This window comes from Geothrix oryzisoli (assembly GCF_022808865.1).
Taxonomy (GTDB): Bacteria; Acidobacteriota; Holophagae; order Holophagales; family Holophagaceae; genus Geothrix; species Geothrix oryzisoli.
In genome coordinates this window covers 254,770-270,868 of sequence record NZ_JAKZLB010000001.1, presented here as the reverse complement: position 1 = coordinate 270,868, position 16,099 = coordinate 254,770, and the positions used below count along the sequence as shown (strand labels likewise).

Annotated in this window: 15 protein-coding genes; 8 read left to right on the top strand and 7 right to left on the bottom strand. The window is 69.9% G+C overall.

The annotated features are described in order from the left end of the window. Window positions 1–28: 28 nt before the first annotated feature. From MLE43_RS01170 to hisG, 8 genes are read left to right on the top strand one after another with little or no spacing between them, the layout of a single operon-like run. A complete protein-coding gene (locus MLE43_RS01170) occupies window positions 29–1,792 on the top strand; it encodes an aminotransferase class I/II-fold pyridoxal phosphate-dependent enzyme (RefSeq protein ID WP_243300908.1) in 1,764 nt (587 codons plus the stop codon). Beyond that, window positions 1,789–2,376: an imidazoleglycerol-phosphate dehydratase HisB gene (hisB, locus tag MLE43_RS01165; protein ID WP_243300907.1), complete on the top strand. Its 588-nt coding sequence runs from the start codon at window positions 1,789–1,791 to the stop codon at window positions 2,374–2,376. Before MLE43_RS01170 ends, hisB begins: the two co-directional genes overlap by 4 nt. Continuing rightward, window positions 2,373–3,008, top strand: a complete 636-nt coding sequence (gene hisH / locus MLE43_RS01160; RefSeq protein ID WP_243300905.1) for an imidazole glycerol phosphate synthase subunit HisH — start codon at window positions 2,373–2,375, stop codon at window positions 3,006–3,008. Before hisB ends, hisH begins: the two co-directional genes overlap by 4 nt. Then, the gene (locus tag MLE43_RS01155) at window positions 2,999–3,712 is read left to right on the top strand and encodes a 1-(5-phosphoribosyl)-5-[(5-phosphoribosylamino)methylideneamino] imidazole-4-carboxamide isomerase (protein ID WP_243300903.1); all 714 of its coding nucleotides are present in this window, start codon (window positions 2,999–3,001) and stop codon (window positions 3,710–3,712) included. The genes hisH and MLE43_RS01155 overlap by 10 nt, the downstream gene beginning before the upstream one ends. Next, a complete protein-coding gene (gene hisF / locus MLE43_RS01150; protein ID WP_243300902.1) occupies window positions 3,712–4,464 on the top strand; it encodes an imidazole glycerol phosphate synthase subunit HisF in 753 nt (250 codons plus the stop codon). The genes MLE43_RS01155 and hisF overlap by 1 nt, the downstream gene beginning before the upstream one ends. A gap of 1 nt (window position 4,465) precedes the next feature. Beyond that, window positions 4,466–5,116 (top strand): bifunctional phosphoribosyl-AMP cyclohydrolase/phosphoribosyl-ATP diphosphatase HisIE, encoded by a 651-nt coding sequence (hisIE, locus tag MLE43_RS01145; RefSeq protein WP_243300896.1) that lies wholly within the window; start codon window positions 4,466–4,468, stop codon window positions 5,114–5,116. Further along, the gene (locus MLE43_RS01140; RefSeq protein ID WP_243300894.1) at window positions 5,116–6,084 is read left to right on the top strand and encodes an ATP phosphoribosyltransferase regulatory subunit; all 969 of its coding nucleotides are present in this window, start codon (window positions 5,116–5,118) and stop codon (window positions 6,082–6,084) included. The genes hisIE and MLE43_RS01140 overlap by 1 nt, the downstream gene beginning before the upstream one ends. Beyond that, window positions 6,081–6,731 carry an ATP phosphoribosyltransferase gene (hisG, locus tag MLE43_RS01135; RefSeq protein WP_243300892.1) on the top strand — a complete coding sequence of 217 codons (651 nt, stop codon included), beginning with the start codon at window positions 6,081–6,083 and terminating at the stop codon, window positions 6,729–6,731. The genes MLE43_RS01140 and hisG overlap by 4 nt, the downstream gene beginning before the upstream one ends. A gap of 46 nt (window positions 6,732–6,777) precedes the next feature. Here hisG and ilvD read toward each other — a convergent pair whose 3' ends face one another. From ilvD to MLE43_RS01100, 7 genes are all read right to left on the bottom strand, one after another. Continuing rightward, window positions 6,778–8,631, bottom strand: coding sequence for a dihydroxy-acid dehydratase (gene ilvD / locus MLE43_RS01130; protein ID WP_243300891.1), 1,854 nt, complete (start codon window positions 8,629–8,631; stop codon window positions 6,778–6,780). A 36-nt stretch (window positions 8,632–8,667) separates the two neighbouring features. Then, window positions 8,668–9,768, bottom strand: a complete 1,101-nt coding sequence (gene mqnC, locus MLE43_RS01125) for a cyclic dehypoxanthinyl futalosine synthase (protein WP_243300888.1) — start codon at window positions 9,766–9,768, stop codon at window positions 8,668–8,670. Between the two features lie 2 nt (window positions 9,769–9,770). Beyond that, window positions 9,771–9,935: a hypothetical protein gene (locus MLE43_RS01120; protein WP_243300886.1), complete on the bottom strand. Its 165-nt coding sequence runs from the start codon at window positions 9,933–9,935 to the stop codon at window positions 9,771–9,773. Window positions 9,936–10,008: 73 nt separating this feature from the next. Next, window positions 10,009–10,332 carry a ribosome hibernation-promoting factor, HPF/YfiA family gene (gene hpf, locus MLE43_RS01115; RefSeq protein WP_243300885.1) on the bottom strand — a complete coding sequence of 108 codons (324 nt, stop codon included), beginning with the start codon at window positions 10,330–10,332 and terminating at the stop codon, window positions 10,009–10,011. 72 nt (window positions 10,333–10,404) lie between these two features. Further along, window positions 10,405–11,970, bottom strand: a complete 1,566-nt coding sequence (rpoN, locus tag MLE43_RS01110) for an RNA polymerase factor sigma-54 (protein ID WP_243300884.1) — start codon at window positions 11,968–11,970, stop codon at window positions 10,405–10,407. Window positions 11,971–11,972: 2 nt separating this feature from the next. Further along, window positions 11,973–12,710, bottom strand: a complete 738-nt coding sequence (gene lptB / locus MLE43_RS01105) for an LPS export ABC transporter ATP-binding protein (protein ID WP_243300883.1) — start codon at window positions 12,708–12,710, stop codon at window positions 11,973–11,975. Between the two features lie 77 nt (window positions 12,711–12,787). Then, complete coding sequence (locus MLE43_RS01100) at window positions 12,788–16,057, bottom strand: WD40/YVTN/BNR-like repeat-containing protein (protein ID WP_243300878.1); 3,270 nt, start codon at window positions 16,055–16,057, stop codon at window positions 12,788–12,790. Window positions 16,058–16,099: the final 42 nt, after the last annotated feature.

Sequence of the window (16,099 nt, the reverse complement as noted above, 5' to 3'; positions counted from 1 at the left end):
TTCCTCCTACCCTCATCCCGAGTTGCCCATGTCCTTCCTCCGACCCGATCTCGCCGACCTGCCCGCCTACCGGCGGCCTCCCGAACCGCCCACGGGCGTGCGGCTGCACATGAACGAGGCCGGATCCGACTGGCCCGCGGAGGCCCGCGAGGCCCTGCTGGCGCGGCTCCGAACCCTGCCCTTCCACCTCTACCCGGAGCGGCAGGAGGAGCTCACCGAGCGCCTGCGCAAGCGCGTGGGCGCCCCCGAGGGCGGTCTGCTGCTGGGCCCCTCCAGCGGCGCCCTCCTGGACCTGGTGGCCATGGCGGGCCTCAGCTTCGGCGACACGGTGGCCATCCCGGATCCCGGCTTCAGCCTCTATCCCATGCTCGTGCGGCGAAATGGCGGGCAGGTGCGGAAGGTGCCCCAGGGCACAGGCTTTCCGCTGGAGCCCTGGTTCCAGGCCCTGGACTGCCGCCAGGTCTGGCTGACGCTGCCGAACAACCCCACCGGCGCCTGGGTGTCGCCAGCGGAACTGGAGCCGCTGCTGGCCGCGGCCGCGGCCCGTCCCGTGCCCCCCCTGGTGGTGATGGACGAGGCCTACGCAGAATTCGCCCCGGCCACCCACCGCCTGGCGGTGGACCGCTACCCGAACGTGGTGCTGCTGCGGACCTTCAGCAAGGCGCTGGCCTCCGCCTCCTGGCGCCTGGGCTACCTCCTGGGCGATCCTGCCCTGGTGTCCAAGCTGGCCACCCTGCAGCTGCCCTACTCCATCCCGGCCGCCAGCCTGGAGGCCCTGGACGTGGCCCTCGATTTCGCCCCGGCCTTCGAGCCCGCCGTGCGGGCCCTGCCAGATCGGCGCGACCGCCTGGCCGCCGCCCTGCCCACCCATCGGGCCGCCCCCAGCGCCGGCAACTTCATCCATGTGTCGCCGGACCCTTCGGACGCGCTGGAGGCCGAAGGCATCAAGGTGCGCCGCCTGCCCGGCACCGGTGCCGCGCGGCTCACCATCGGCACGGAACCGGACACTGCCCGCGTGGCCGCGACCCTGGGCGGCGAGCTGCCCGCTCCGGCGCCGCGCGCGACCCGGCGCCTGCTGGTCCTGGACATCGACGGCGTGCTCATCGACGCGGACCGCAGCTTCATGGAGGCGGTGGCCCGGGCCCTGGCGGACCTGCGCCCCGCCCTGCCCTGGTCCGACGAGGCCTACCGCGCCTTCAAGCGCCTGGGCGGCTACAACAACGACTTCCGCCTGGCGGCCGGGGCCCTCGCCCTGGCCGAAGCCCACGGTGACGTGGACCTTCGGCCCGTGATCGAAGCGGCGGACGGCCGCGGCTTCCCAGAGCTCGATGCGCGGATGGAGGCCCTGGAGCCTTCGGCCCAGATCTCCGTCCAGAAGCACTACGCCGACACCATCCGTCTCGAGCGCCCCCTCGCCACCCTGGCCGACCTCCAGGCCACGGGCTGGGAGCTGGCGGTGCTCACGGGACGGCCGCCCGAGGAGCTGGACCTGGCCTGGAGGGTGCTCGGCTTCCAGCTCCCCGCGGTCTGCGATGCGGCGCCCCACCTGCGCAAACCTGAACCGGCGGGCCTGCTCCAGCTGGCGGACGCCTTCCGGGCGGAGAAGATCATCTTCGCCGGGGACACGGTGGACGATGCCCGCTGCCTGCGGGCCGCCGCGGCGCTGAAGCCCGAAGTGGCCTGGCGCTTCGCGGCCCTGGGACCCGACCGCAGCCGCTTCGCGGTGGCGGAAGACATCCAATCCGAGACCTTGCGCGGCCTGCTGCCGATGCTGAATCAGGAGAAGCCATGAGAACCGCCACCCTGAACCGCGCCACCGCCGAGACCCGGGTAAAGCTGAGCCTCTCTCTGGACGGCGGCGAGGCGAGCATCCGCACGGGCCTGGGCTACTTCGACCACATGCTGATGCAACTCGCGAAGCACGGCGGCTTCGGCCTGGAGGTGGAGGCCACCGGCGACCTGCCCGTGGACAGCCACCACCTCGTGGAGGATGTGGGCCTCTGCCTGGGGGACGCGCTGAAGACGGCCCTGGGCGACCGTGCGGGCATCGCCCGCTTCGCCCACGCCTACGTGCCCCTGGATGAGGCCCTGGCCCGGGTGGTGGTCGACCTCTCCGGCCGCCCCTGGTGCGAGTTCCACGCGGACCTTCCGCCGGTGGTCCTCGGTGACGGCTTCCAGGTGGAGATGGTCCGGGAGTTCTTCATCGCCCTCGCCATGCGCGGCGGCCTCGCCATCCACGCGGACCTCCTCCGCGGCGTGAACACCCACCACAAGGTCGAGGCCCTCTTCAAGGCCCTGGCCAAGGCCCTGCGCCAGGCCGCCCGCGCCGAGGGCGGCGGCGGCGTACCCTCCACCAAGGGGACCTTGTCCGCATGAGCGCCATCACCCTCATCGACTACGACGCCGGCAACCTTGCCTCGCTGGAAGGCGCCCTGGACCGGCTGGGCCTGGCCTATGTGCGGGCCGCATCGCCCGACCAGGCTGCGGCCACTGGGCCCATCGTGCTACCGGGCGTGGGCCACTTCGAAGCCGCCCAGCGGTCCCTCCGTGAGCGGGGCTGGTGGTCCAGCCTGCCGACCCTGGTGGCCGAAGGACGGCCCCTGCTGGGCATCTGCCTGGGCCTGCAGCTGCTCGCCGAAGGCAGCGAAGAGGCTCCCCGCGCGTCGGGGCTCAGCCTGATCCCCGGCGTCGTGCGGCGCCTGGGGCCGGGCGTGAAGGTCCCCAACATGGGCTGGTGCCAGGTGCGCCAGGGCAGCGCCCACCCCGCCCTCCCGGATCCCGACGGCGCCTGGCTCTACTTCGTCCACAGCTACGCCCTGGAGCCCTCGGCCGACACCGTCTACCTGGCTGACCACGGCCGCCCCTTCGCCGCCGTGGAGGCCCGGGGGAAGGTCCTGGGCTTCCAGCCCCACCCTGAGAAATCCGGGCCCGCCGGCCTCGGGCTGCTGCAGTCGGCCCTGGCCTGGATGGGCGCCCTGCCCATGCCATCGGAGGCGCCATGCAACTGATCCCGAGCATGGACCTGCTGCAGGGCCGCCTGGTCCGCCTGCGCCATGGCGACCGGAAGCAGGCCACGTTCTATGACTTCACGCCCGAGGGCTGGGTCGAGCACCTGATCGCCGCCGGCGCCCGCCGCATCCACCTGGTGGATCTGGACGGCGCCTTCGGGGAGCCCCGCCAGGGGGCCTTCACCACCTTCCCCGCCCGCTTCCCCCAGGTACGCTTCCAGCTGGGCGGCGGCCTGCGGGACCGCGCTTCCATCGAGGAGGTGCTGGCCCTGGGGTTCGACGCCGTGGTCGGAACCCTCGCCGTGGAGCAGCCTTCGGCCCTGCGGGGCCTGCCCGGCGATCGCGTCGTGGCGGCCCTCGACCTCAAGGGCCAGCACATCGTCACCCGCGGCTGGCAGGCTGATAGCGCCTGCGCTTCCACGGACGTGTTCGAGGCCCTGCTCACCCTCGGCTTCGACCGGGCGCTCGTCACCGACGTGAGCCGCGATGGCACGCTGGAAGGCCCGGGCCTCGAAGCGGTCGCCTGGGTGGCCCGCGAGGGCTTCCAGGTCCAGGCCTCCGGCGGCGTGAAGGAACTGGCGGACCTCACCCCGCTCGCCACGCTGCCCGGCGTCGTGGGCGCCATCAGCGGCAAGGCTCTGATGGAGGGCTTCATCCCCCTGGACGATCCGCGCACCCGCGCCGCCCTGGCAGGAGGCGCCTGATGCCCGCCAAGCGCATCATCCCATGCCTCGACGTGAAGAACGGCCGCGTCGTCAAGGGCATCCAGTTCAAGCAGCTCCGCGACCTGGGCCATCCCGTGGAGCTGGCCCGCCGCTACGACCTGGAGGGTGCAGACGAGCTGGTCTTCCTCGACATCGCGGCCTCCCTGGAGAACCGTGGCACGCGGGAGGCCTGGGTCCGCGAGGTGGCCCGGGAGCTGAGCATCCCCTTCACCGTGGGTGGCGGGGTCTCCAGCGTCGACGATGCCCGCAGCCTGCTGCGCGCCGGCGCCGACAAGGTGGCCGTGAACACCGCCGCCGCCCTGCGGCCGGACCTGGTCTGCGAGCTGGCGGACGCCTTCGGGCGCCAGTGCGTGGTGGCGGCCGTGGACGTGAAGCGTGATCCCGACCTGGGCTGGCGCGTCTACCTCAAGGGCGGCACCGAACCCACGGCCCGGGCGGCCGTGGACTGGCTGTGGGAGCTCAACGATCTCGGCGCCGGCGAGATCCTGCTCACCTCCATGGACCGGGACGGCACCGGCGACGGCTTCGACCTGCCCCTGCTGGACCTGGCCTCGGAGCTGCCCATCCCGCTCATCGCCTCCGGCGGCGCGGGCCTGGAGGTCCACTTCCTGGAGGCCCTGGAACACGGCGCCGACGCCGTGCTGGCCGCCACGCTCTTCCACGAGGGCATCCTGCCCATCCCCCGCCTCAAGGCCTACCTGGCCCAGAACGACCTCTCCATACGGATCTGACATGGACCTCGCAGCACTGACCTTCGATTCCGCCGGTCTCATCCCCGGCATCGTGCAGGACCGCGCCGGCGAAGTCCGCATGGTGGCCTGGCTCAACCGGGAATCCCTCCAGCGCACCCTCGACACGGGCTTCGTCACCTTCTGGAGCCGCTCCCGCCAGTCCCTCTGGGTGAAGGGGGAGAGCAGCGGAAACCGGCTCAGGGTGGTCCAGATCCGCCCGGACTGCGATGCGGACGCCCTGCTCATCCTTGCGGATCCCGAAGGTCCCAGCTGCCACCGCGGCACGGAGAGCTGCTTCGATGCGGATCCGGAAGGCGGGCCCAGCGCGGCTCAGCCTTGGCCCGCCACCCTGCCCTGGCTGGGCCGCCTGGAAGCCTTGCTGAAGTCCCGCCGGGCGCTGGCGGACCTGAACGGCAGCTACACCCAGAAGCTCTTCGCGCAAGGCGTGGACCGCATCGCCAAGAAGGTGGTGGAGGAGGCCGGTGAGGTCGTGATCGCCGCCAAGAACGACGACCGCAAGGAGTTCCTCGGCGAGGCCGCGGACCTGCTGTTCCACCTCGACATGCTCCTCCTGGAGCGCGGGGCCAGCCTCCTGGATGTGGTGGAGGTGCTCCACCGTCGCCACGCCGACCGCACGGGAGGGCCCGCCTGATGGCTGTCCGCACGCCCCACTTCCCCGACCTGCTTTTCAGCGCCGCCGCCCGGCTCCGCAAGTGGGAAGGCACCCTCATGGGCCATTTCGCCGCCCACGGCTACCGTGAGCTGCACCCCTCCCTCGTCCTGCGGGAAGCCGTGCCCGACGGCGCGCTGCGCTTCTTCGATGGCGACGAGCTGGTGGCCCTGCGCTGGGACTTCACCATGGCCCTCGCGGGCCTGCTGGCCCGGACCTTCCCCGCCCCGCCGGACCGCGTGGCCTACGCGGGCGCGGTGTTCCGACGGCCCGTGCAGCCCTGGGAGGCGGTGGAGCGTTTCGAGGTGGGCTGCGAGCGTCTCCAGCCCGAAGGCGAACCCGCTGCCGAAGCGGACGTGGAACTGGCCCGCATGCTCATGGCCGTCCCGGGCCTCCTGGGCCTGAAGAGCGCCATCCTCCACCTGGGCAATGCGGCCCTGGTGCGGCGCCCCCTGGAAGCCGAAGGCCTGTTCGGCGAGTTGGCGGACGCCGTGGTGGCGGCCCTCTCGCGCCGTGCACCGCACCGCGTGCGCGAGGCCCTGGACGGGCATCCCTCCGCGGCGCGGCTGACCGCCCACGCCGAGGCGCTGCTCTCCGAGTTCGACGGCCCCGGCACCCTGGGCGCCCTGGCCGCCAGCCCCTATGCGGCCCTGCTGGAGGAGGAGCGGAGCCACATGGACCGGGCCCTCCAGGCCCTGCTCCCCATCTTGCCGCCCAACCTCGAGCTGCGCGTGGATCTGGCCGATGTGGCGGGACTCGGGTTCTATACCGGCCCCACCCTGCGCCTGTGGGCCCCTGGCGCCCAGCAGGAACTCGCCGCAGGCGGCCGCTACGACCGCCTCTTCCCGGGCCTGGGCCGGCCCTGGCAGGCCGCGGGCTTCTGCGTGCGCCTGTCCCGTCTCCTCGACCTCGCCGCCACTCGGCCCGACCTCTTCGAAGAACCCCGATGACACACTCGACCCTTCTCATCGCCTTCCCCAAGGGCCGCCTCGGTGACGAGCTGGTGCCGAAGCTGGCCCACACGCCCCTGGCCCTGGACCCCGCGGCCCTGAAGTCCCGCGTGCTGCAGATCCCCACGGCCACGCCCGGCGTGGCGGCCCTGCTGCTCAAGGGTGCCGACCTGCCCCGCTATGTGGCCGCCGGCGTGGCCTCCCTCGGCATCGTGGGCTCGGACACCCTCGACGAGATGGACATGGACCTGCTGGAGCTGGCGGACCTGGGCTTCGGCGCCTGCCGCCTATCGCTGTGCGCCAAGGCCGAGGTCACCCTGGAGGACCTGCGCGCCAGACCGCACCTGCGCCTGGCCACCAAATTCCCGAAGGCCACGGAGGCCTGGCTGTCCCGGGAAGGCCTCACGGCCGAGCTGGTGCCCCTCAGCAGCAGCGCGGAACTGGCGCCGCTCCTCGGCCTGGCCGACGCCATCGTGGACCTGGTGCAGACCGGCGGCACCCTCAAGGCCCACGGGCTCGTGGAAACGGCCATCCTCGGCCGCTCCTCCGCCCGCCTCGTCGCCGCCCGCGGCGCCTACCTCAGCGAGCCCGGACGCCTCCGCCCCCTGGCCGGAGCCCTCATCGCGGCGCTGAAGGGCCAGGACTGACCCTCGGGAAGATCCATCCCGAGGGTCACGAGGGTCCCCGGTCCGACTACCGGCGCCGGATCTGGCTGACGTCGCGCACGGCGCCGCGATCGGCGGAGGTCGCCATCAGCGCGTAGGCCTGCAGCGCCGCCGACACCTGACGCTGCCGCTTGACCGGCTTCCAGGCCGCATCACCCTTGGCGTCCATGGCAGCGCGCCGGCGCGCCAGTTCGTCGTCGCTCACCGCCAGGCGGATGCTGCGGGCGGGGATGTCGATCTCGATGGTGTCGCCGTCCTCCACCAGCCCGATGGCGCCGCCATCGGCGGCCTCCGGTGAGACGTGGCCGATGGACAGGCCCGAGGTCCCGCCTGAGAAGCGGCCGTCGGTCAGGAGCGCGCAGGCCTTGCCCAGGTCCTTGGACTTCAGGAACGAGGTCGGGTAGAGCATCTCCTGCATGCCCGGCCCGCCCTTCGGTCCCTCGTAGCGGATGACGACGATGTCCCCCGCCACGACCTGGCCGGTGAGGATCCCCCCGACCGCCTCCTCCTGGCTTTCAAAGACCCGGGCGCGCCCCGAGAACGTCCAGACGCTCTCGTCGACGCCGGCGGTCTTGACGATGCAGCCATTGAGGGCGATGTTGCCGTAGAGCACCGCCAGGCCGCCCTCGCGCGTGTAGGCGTGGGCGGAGTCCCGGATGCAGCCGTGCTCCCGGTCCAGGTCGAGTTCCGGGAAGCGGCGGTCCTGGGAGAACGCCTCCTGGGTCGGCACGCCGCCCGGCGCGGCGCGGAAGAAGTCGAGTACGGTCCGGTCGCCGCTCCGGGCCACATCCCAGGCCTCGATGGCCTGACCGAGTGTCGGCGCATGCACCGTCGCGGACTCGCGGTGCAGCAGGCCCGCGCGATCCAGCTCGGCGAGGATGCCGAGGACGCCACCCGCGCGGTGCACATCCTCGACGTGGTACTGCTGCGTGGCCGGCGCCACCTTGGCCAGGCAGGGCACCCGGCGCGAAACGCGGTCGATGTCCGCCATGGTGAAGTCCACGCCCGCCTCCTGGGCGGCCGCCAGCAGGTGCAGCACGGTGTTGGTCGAGCCGCCCATGGCCACGTCGAGCGCCATGGCGTTCTCGAAGGCGGCGCGGGTGGCGATGCCCCGCGGCAGCGCCGAGGCGTCGCCATCCTGGTACCAGCGTCGGCACAGTTCGACGATGCCCCGGCCCGCCTGGAGGAACAGGCCCCGACGGTCGGCGTGCGTGGCGACGAGGGTGCCATTGCCCGGCAGGGACAGGCCGAGGGCCTCAGTGAGGCAGTTCATGGAGTTGGCGGTGAACATGCCCGAGCAGGAACCGCAGGTGGGGCAGGCGGAGCGTTCGAAGCTGTCCACTTCGGCATCCGACACCTTGCTGTCGCCGGCCTTGATCATGGCGTCGATGAGATCGACGGCGATGGTCTGGCCCTGCCACTGCACCTTGCCCGCCTCCATGGGCCCGCCGGAGACGAAGATGGTCGGGATGTTGACGCGCATCGCGGCCATCAGCATCCCGGGCGTGATCTTGTCGCAGTTCGAGATGCACACCATCGCGTCGGCGCAGTGGGCATTGACCATGTACTCGACGGAATCGGCGATCAGGTCCCGCGAGGGCAGCGAGTAGAGCATGCCGTCGTGGCCCATGGCGATGCCGTCGTCGATGGCGATGGTGTTGAACTCCTTGGCGATGCCACCGGCCGCCTCGATCTCGCGCGCCACCAGCTGGCCCAGGTCCTTCAGGTGCACATGCCCCGGCACGAACTGCGTGAAGGAGTTAACGACCGCGATGATCGGCTTGCCGAAGTCACCGTCCTTGACGCCGGTGGCCCGCCAGAGGGAGCGCGCGCCAGCCATGTTGCGGCCATGGGTCGAAGTGCGGGAGCGGTAGACGGGCATGGCGGGACTCCGGAGGCAATGGCGGAAAGACCCCGGTCAGCCCTGGATCTCGCCGTAGATGTTGTCCCGCTGCCAGGGCTCGTAGCCGGCGGAGCGGATCATGCGGGTCATCTCGTCCTTGTTCACGCTGTAGCAGGTGCCGGCGGCGCTGACGACGTTCTCCTCGAGCATGAGGCTGCCCATGTCGTCGCAGCCGTAGTGCAGGGCCAGCTGGCCGGTCTTGCGGCCCATGGTGACCCAGCTGCTCTGGATGTGCGCGAAGTTGTCGAGGAAGATGCGGGCGATGGCGATGGTGCGGAGGTACTCGACATCCGTGGGCTTGGGCACCTTGCCTTCCCAGGGGGTGTGGCCGCTCTGGAAGGGCCAGGCGGCGAAGGCCGTGTAGCCGCCGCCGTTGTTCCGCGCCAGGGCCCGGTCCTGCTGATCGCGCAGGGCTTCCAGGTGCTCGATGCGCTCGGCCATGGTTTCCGTGATGCCGAACATCATGGTGCCCGTGGTCTTGACGCCCTCCTCGTGGGCGGCCTCCATCACTTCCAGCCACTTCTCGCGGCCGCCCTTGAGCGGGGCGATCTTCTTGCGGATGCGGTCCACCAGGATCTCCGCGCCGCCGCCGGGAATGGAACCGAGGCCCGCCTCGCGCAGGTCCGCGATGGTCTTGCCGAGCGTCTGGCCGCTGAGCTTGGCCATCATCTGGATCTCCACCGGCGAGAAGCCGTGGACCCAGATGCCCAGGTCGTGGTGGAGGTAGCGCACCAGGTCCAGGTAGTAGTCCCAGGGCAGATCGGGATTCACGCCGCCCTGCAGGAGGAAGCCAGTGCCACCGATGGCCTGGGTCTCCTCGGCCTTCTGCTTCAGCTGCTCCTTGGTGAGCACATAGCCGCGGGTGTCGCCGGGCTTGTGGTAGAAGGCGCAGAAGGTGCAGTAGACGTTGCAGATGTCCGTGTAGTTCACGTTGCGGTCGATGACGTAGCTCACGCGCCGCGGATCGTTGTGGCGGTCCCGCACGGCGGTGGCGGCCACGGCGAGGTCCGGAAGTTCCGCCCGCTCCAGGAGCAGCAGCGCTTCGGCGGCCGTGACGCGGCGGCCCTGGAGGACACCCTCCAGGATCGCTTCGGGAGTATCAAGGGCCCTCAGCATGCCTAGACCTGGTACCCCATGACCTGGAGGCAGCGGCGGCAGACGCATTCCTGGCCTGCCACGCCGTGCTGGAAGTGGTCCAGCGTGTAGGGGTTCCGGCACTTCTCGCAGATCTGGGTCGGCTCGGTGCTGGTCTTCGGGGCGTAGAGATGGGTGGGATCGGGCATGGCGGACTCCGGACCTTCAAGGATATCAAAGGCGGCCCGGATGGGCCGCCTTTGATCGGAAAAGAGGGAATGACTAATCTTCGACGGCGCCGGCCTTGGCGCTTTCATGGGGGCGGGAGTTGCGCTTGCCCTGGTGTTTGTGGGCCTGCACGTCCAGCTTCTCCACGGCCTGGGTGATGCTGGTGTACATGTCATCCGTGGTGGCCGAGGCGACGAACGCGCTGGCGCGGGTCTTCAGCGTGATCTCGGCCTCGTGGCGATGCTTCTCCACGGCCAGGATCACGTGGACGTCGATGATGTCGTCCAGGTAGGTGGCCATCTTGTCCAGCCGCTCCTTGGTGAACTGCTTCAGGGGCTCGGTGAGCTCCACGTGGCGGCCGGTGTAATGGACCTTCATGGGACACTCCTGAAAAGGGCCGGGTGGCCCGGGGATCATGGATCCGGTGCCGGAAAGGGGGCCTCAGCCCGGTTAGCGGCGCCGGCGCTGGGAGGCAGGAGGTATCTTGAGCTCCTCGCGGTACTTGTTCACCGTGCGGCGGGCCACCTTGATGCCGTCCCGCTCGAGCAGGCCGGCGATGGCTTCGTCGGACAGCGGCTTGGCAGGGTCCTCGGCCTGCACGAACGCCTTGATGCGGTGCTTCACCACCGTGGCGGAAATGTCCGAATCCTTGGGGCGCGCCGAGAAGAAATAGTTCAGGTCGTAGAGCCCTTGGGGCGTGTGGATGGTCTTCGCCTTCACCACGCGGCTGATGGTGCTCTCATGGAAGCCGGTGGCCTCGGCCACGTCCCGCAGCACCATGGGCCTCAGGCGCTCGATGCCGTGCTCCAGGAACTCCTTCTGGAGCTCCACGATCTGGGCCGAGACCCGCAGGACCGTGCGGTTCCGGTCCTCCACGCCCCGGATGAAGTCCCGGGCACTGCGGAAGCGCTCGCGGATGAAATCCTTGTCGGCCTTGGCGTCGCTGGAGGCCAGGAACCGCTGGTAATCGCCGTTCACCTTGAGCCGGGGCAGGCCCTCGTCATTGAGGTAGATCTTCCAATTGCCATCCTCGCCCTTGAGCACCACCACGTCGGGCTTCACCACCCGCTCGCCTTCGGGATCGAAGGCCCGGCCGGGCGAGGGATTGAGATGCTTGAGCTGGTCCATAGCCACGCAGAGTTCCGCGTCGGTGCAGCCCAGGGCGCGGCGCAGCTTGGCGCTGTCCCGCTGCGCCACCTGCGCGGAGTGGTCCTGGATGATGCGCACCGCCAGATCGTCCGGTTCAGCGCCCGCGTGCCGGAGCTGGAGCAGCAGGCTCTCCTGCACCGTGAAGCAACCCACGCCGGAGGGATCGAACTCCTGGAGGACATCCAGGGCGGCGCGCAGCGCCTCCTCCGTGACGCCCAGGTCTGCCGCCAGGGCTGCCGGAGTGGCCTCCACGGAGGGCTGGTCAGGATCCATCCGCAGGAACCCCTTCGGGTCGAGCCGGTCGATCAGCCGCTCCACCAGGGCCGCCCGGGGATCGTCGTTCTCCAGGGTCTCGTAGAGCTGGCCCACCAGGTGGTCCTGGAGGGACTCGTAGGCACTGAGGCGGTCCTCCCAGGAGAACCGGTCCTCCTCCGGCAGGTTGCTGGTCCGGGGCAGATCCGAATCCCAGCTGTTCTCGGCGCCCAACTCGGTCTCCTGGACCTGGGCCACGCCTTCTTCCGTGAACTTCTCCAGATCGCTTTCGGGGTTCATTTCGCCCGCCGCATCCAGCATCGGTCCCAGGTCCATGGTGTCCACCCCCTCGGGCAGTTCCACACCATCACCGGCCTGGTCGGAGGCCGCCTCGGTCACGTCAGAGTCGCGCCCTTCCTCGATGGCCTCGAGCGTCGGCACCTCGTCGCCATCGTCGGCCAGCTCCAGCAGGGGGTTGTCCTCCAGCTCGCGCTCGATGGTCTGCGAAAGCTCCTGCAGGTTCATCTGCCACAGCTTGAGCTTCAGCTGCATCGCGGGAGTGAGCGCAAGGGTCTGGCTCTGGGCCAGGCGCTGGGAGAGGAAGGGGCCAGCCACGATCAATCCAACCTGAACCGGTCGCCCAGGTAGACCCGGCGGATGTCCGGATCTTCTGCGATTTCGCTGGGCAGGCCGTGTTTCATGATCATCCCGTCCGCCAAGATATAGGCCCTGTCGGCGATCTGCAAGGTCTCGCGGACGTTGTGATCGGTGATCAGCACGCCGATGCCTCGCGCCTTGAGGTCGGCGATGAGTCCCTGGATCTCCAGCACGGATTTGGGATCCACGCCGGCGAAGGGTTCATCCAGGAGCATGATCCGGGGTTCGGTCACGAGGGCCCGCGCCAGTTCGCAGCGCCTGCGTTCCCCACCGGAAAGGCTCATGCCGAGGGTGTCGCGCACTTTGCCCAGGTGGAAGTCGGCCAGAAGCTGCTCACAGCGGTCCTTCTGCTCCGCCTTCGAGACTGGCTGCAATTCCGCCAGGGCCATGAGATTTTCCCACACTGTCAAGCCCCGGAACACGCTGGATTCCTGGGCCAGGTAGCCGATGCCCAGTCGTGCCCGTCGATGCATCGGCTGGGCGGTCACATCCTGGCCCAGCCAGCGGATGTCCCCCCGGTCGGGCGCCTCCACCCCCACCACCATGTAGAAGGTCGTGGTCTTGCCCGCCCCGTTGGGTCCCAGCAGCCCCACCACCTCGCCCATGCCGACACAGAGGCTCACGTCCCGCACCACGGTGCGGTCGCCGTAGCGCTTCTGGAGGTTGACGGCCTCGAGACAGGTGGTCGGTTCGGTCATGGATCTATCAGAACATACTGCCCGCCCGATCGCGCCGGTGGCCGCGCGCCGTCACCGGCGCGCGGCCCGAAAAGCCGCTAGCGGACGAGCCGGCCGGGTGTGTACGGGGCCTTGGCCGCATCCAGGGCGTCCTCCAAGGCCTTGAGCGCGCCCGAGGCAGCCTCGAACCGTCCCTGGAAGGCCTTCAGGCTCTCCTCGGCCCAGCCGAGGTCCTGGCGCTGGGAGGCCGTGGGCAGCTGCGTGGTGGACCACACACTGCCGGTCACGGCGCGGATGCGGCCCAGGATGCCCGGAGCCGTGGGCTCCTGATACTTGGCCACCGTGGCGTCTCCGCTGAGGAGGATGCGCAGTTCCTTCAGCTCCGCGTGCAGCTTCCTGGCCTGGTCCAGCAGAGCGACCTCGGCAGCAGGCGTCTCCAGGAGGGCCTTCCGGACGAAATCAAGGCGGTTCTGGACCTCGCCCAGCCGCTCGGAAGCACCCACGGCCCGGCGCTGGGCATCGCCCATCCGGGCGCAGAAGGCGCTGTATTCGGTCCACTGGGCTGGCGTCAGACGGTCGGCATCCAGGGGCTTCACCTCGAAGGCGACGGGGCCGGCCACGGGCCTTAGCACGCCATCCACCTGGAAGGACAGGGTGGCCTGGTAGCGCCCCGGCGCCGTCAGGGCACCGTGGTCGCCGTAGTCCCAGGGATCCCGGTCGCCGGAGGTCTTCAGGCGGATGGGCGCCGGATCCTGGAGACGGAGATCCCAGGCCAGGCGGTGGAGGCCCTTTTCGGGTTTCGCAGCGAGGCGGCGCACCACTTGCCCATCGCTGGCGGCGATGGTCAGCACCACCGCCGGGGCCGCCTCGCGATCCTCGGCCCGGAGGGCGTCCCAGCTGGGGATCACCGGATCCTGGCCAGCCTTGGCGGCCTCTTTCTCCTTCTCCTGACGCTGCTTCTTCAGCGACTTCGGCTCGGCCTTCACGTGGTAGGTGAAGACGGCGCCGAAGGGCGGATTGGGCGACAGGAAGAGGGCGTCGCCCTGGAAGGACTTTCCGGGCCCGCCAAAGGGGACCGCGGGGATGTAGGCCTGGCCGGGCCGGAGGCCGAAGAGGTGGGCCTCGGCCGTGAAGTCCTCGGCCCGCGCCTCGCGCAGGGCCGTCAGGTCATCGAGGATGTAGAAGCCGCGGCCGAAGGTGGCCACCACCAAATCGCCCTCCCGGTTCTGGATGGCCAGATCCTTCACGGCGATGGTGGGCAGCTGGGTGAACCGGGACCATGTCTTCCCGGCATCGAGGCTGAAGAAGAGGCCGAACTCGGTGCCGCAGTAGAGCAGGCCCTCCCGGGCCGGATCCTCGCGCAGGGTGTAGATGCTGCCCCGCTCCGGCAGCCCATCGGCGATGGATTCCCAGGTGCGGCCACGGTCCCGGGAGCGCAGCAGGTAGGGCCGGAAGTCGCCGGTCTTGTGGTTGTCGAAGGCGGCATACACCGTGCCGGGCTGATGGGGGCTGGCCGCCAGGCAGGAGACATAAGTCAGGTCGGGGATGCCCGGGAAGCGGTCCAGCTTCCGCCAGGCCTTGCCGCCGTCCTCGCTGATCTGGATGAGGCCGTCATCCGTGCCCACATAGAGCAGACCTTCCATCCTGGGGCTTTCGGTGAAGGCCACGATGTTGCCGTAGAAGCTGGTCGAGGCATTGCGGGCCACCGCGTCCACGCCCCACACCTTGTCCATGATCTTCAGCCGGCTGCGGTCGATCTTCCGGGTCAAGTCGGGGCTCACGGCCGTCCAGCTGTCCCCCCGGTCCTCGCTGCGGAACAGCTTCTGGGCGGCGAAATAGAGGCGCTTGCCGTTGTGGGGGCTGAGCATCAACGGGGCATCCCAGTTCCAGCGGAAGGGCTCCTCCCCCGGTGCGGGCTGGGGTTGGATCTCCACCCGTTCGCCCGTGCGGCGGTCGAAGCGGGCCAGGCCGCCGTACTGGCTTTCCGAATACACGGTGTTCGGGTCGTCGGGATCCACCTGGCTGTAGAAGCCGTCCCCACCCTGGGTCACGAACCAGTCGAAGTTCGTGGAACCGTGCAGATTTCTGGTCCGGCTGGGGCCACCCATGGAGAAGTTGTCCTGGGTGCCGCCGTACACGTTGTAGAAGGGACGCGCGTTGTCCACGGCCACCCGGTAGTACTGGATGACCGGCAGGTTGGCCGCGAAGGCCCAGGTGGCGCCGCGGTCCCGGCTTTCGTACAGGCCGCCGTCGCAGCCGGAGAGCAGATGCTCCGGGTTGGCGGGATCGATCCACAGCGCGTGGTTGTCCACGTGCTTGTACTTCTCGCCCACGCGGCGCCAGGTCTTGCCGCCGTCCTCGGTCACCTGCATCCAGGTGTCCATGGAATAGACGCGCTTGGGATCCTTGGGGTCGCAGAAGAGTTCCTGGTAGTACTGGGCGCTGCCGGAGACCTGCTCGCTCCGGCGCTCCCAGGTGCGGCCGCCATCCTGGCTGCGGAAGAACCCCCCGGCCTTGCCGGAGGCCTCGATCGTGGCGTAGACGGTGTCGGGCTCGCCCGCGGGGATGGCCAGGCCGATGCGGCCCAGGTCCTCCTTGGGCAGCCCTTCGGTGAGTTTCGTCCAGGTCTGGCCACCGTCCAGGCTCTTGTGGATGGCACTGCCGGGCCCTCCATCCAGCATGCCCCAGACATGGCGGCGACGCTGGTAGGTGGCCGCGTACAGCACATCGGGGTTGCGGGGATCGGCCACCACGTCGGTGACGCCCGTGTGGGCGTCGACCGTCAGCACGGCCTTCCAGGTCTTGCCGCCATCGACAGTCTTGTAGAGACCGCGCTCGCCACCCTCTTTCCAGAGGGGGCCCTGGGCGGCCACGAAGACCACCTGGCTGTTCCGGGGATCCACCAGGATCTTCGCGATGTGCTCGCTGGTCTTCAGGCCCAGGTTCTCCCAGTGCCTCCCGCCGTCCAGGCTGCGGTACACCCCGTCGCCGTAGGCCACGGAGCGCTGCGAGTTGTTTTCACCGGTGCCCACCCACACCGTGTTCGAGTCATGGGGGTCCACCGTCACGCAGCCGATGGAGAACGAACCTTCCTTGTCGAAGAGCGGCGTCCAGGTGGTGCCGCCGTTCACGGTCTTCCACACGCCGCCGGAGGCCACCCCCACATACCAGGTATCGGATTTGCGGGGGTCCACGGCGATGTCGGCGACCCGGCCCGAGGTGACCGCCGGCCCGAGGTTCCGGAGGGGGAGCCCCGCCAAGGGCGATTCCACCTTCTCCGCAGCTTTGGCCTTCGCCGGCGGCGCCGCCAGGACCGGCAGGGCGGCGAGAAGCAGGGCCAGAGGCGAGAGAGAACTGAACCGGGGCATGGTGCCTCCTGTTACGAGGTTTGCACCATGATGCCCTAGAAC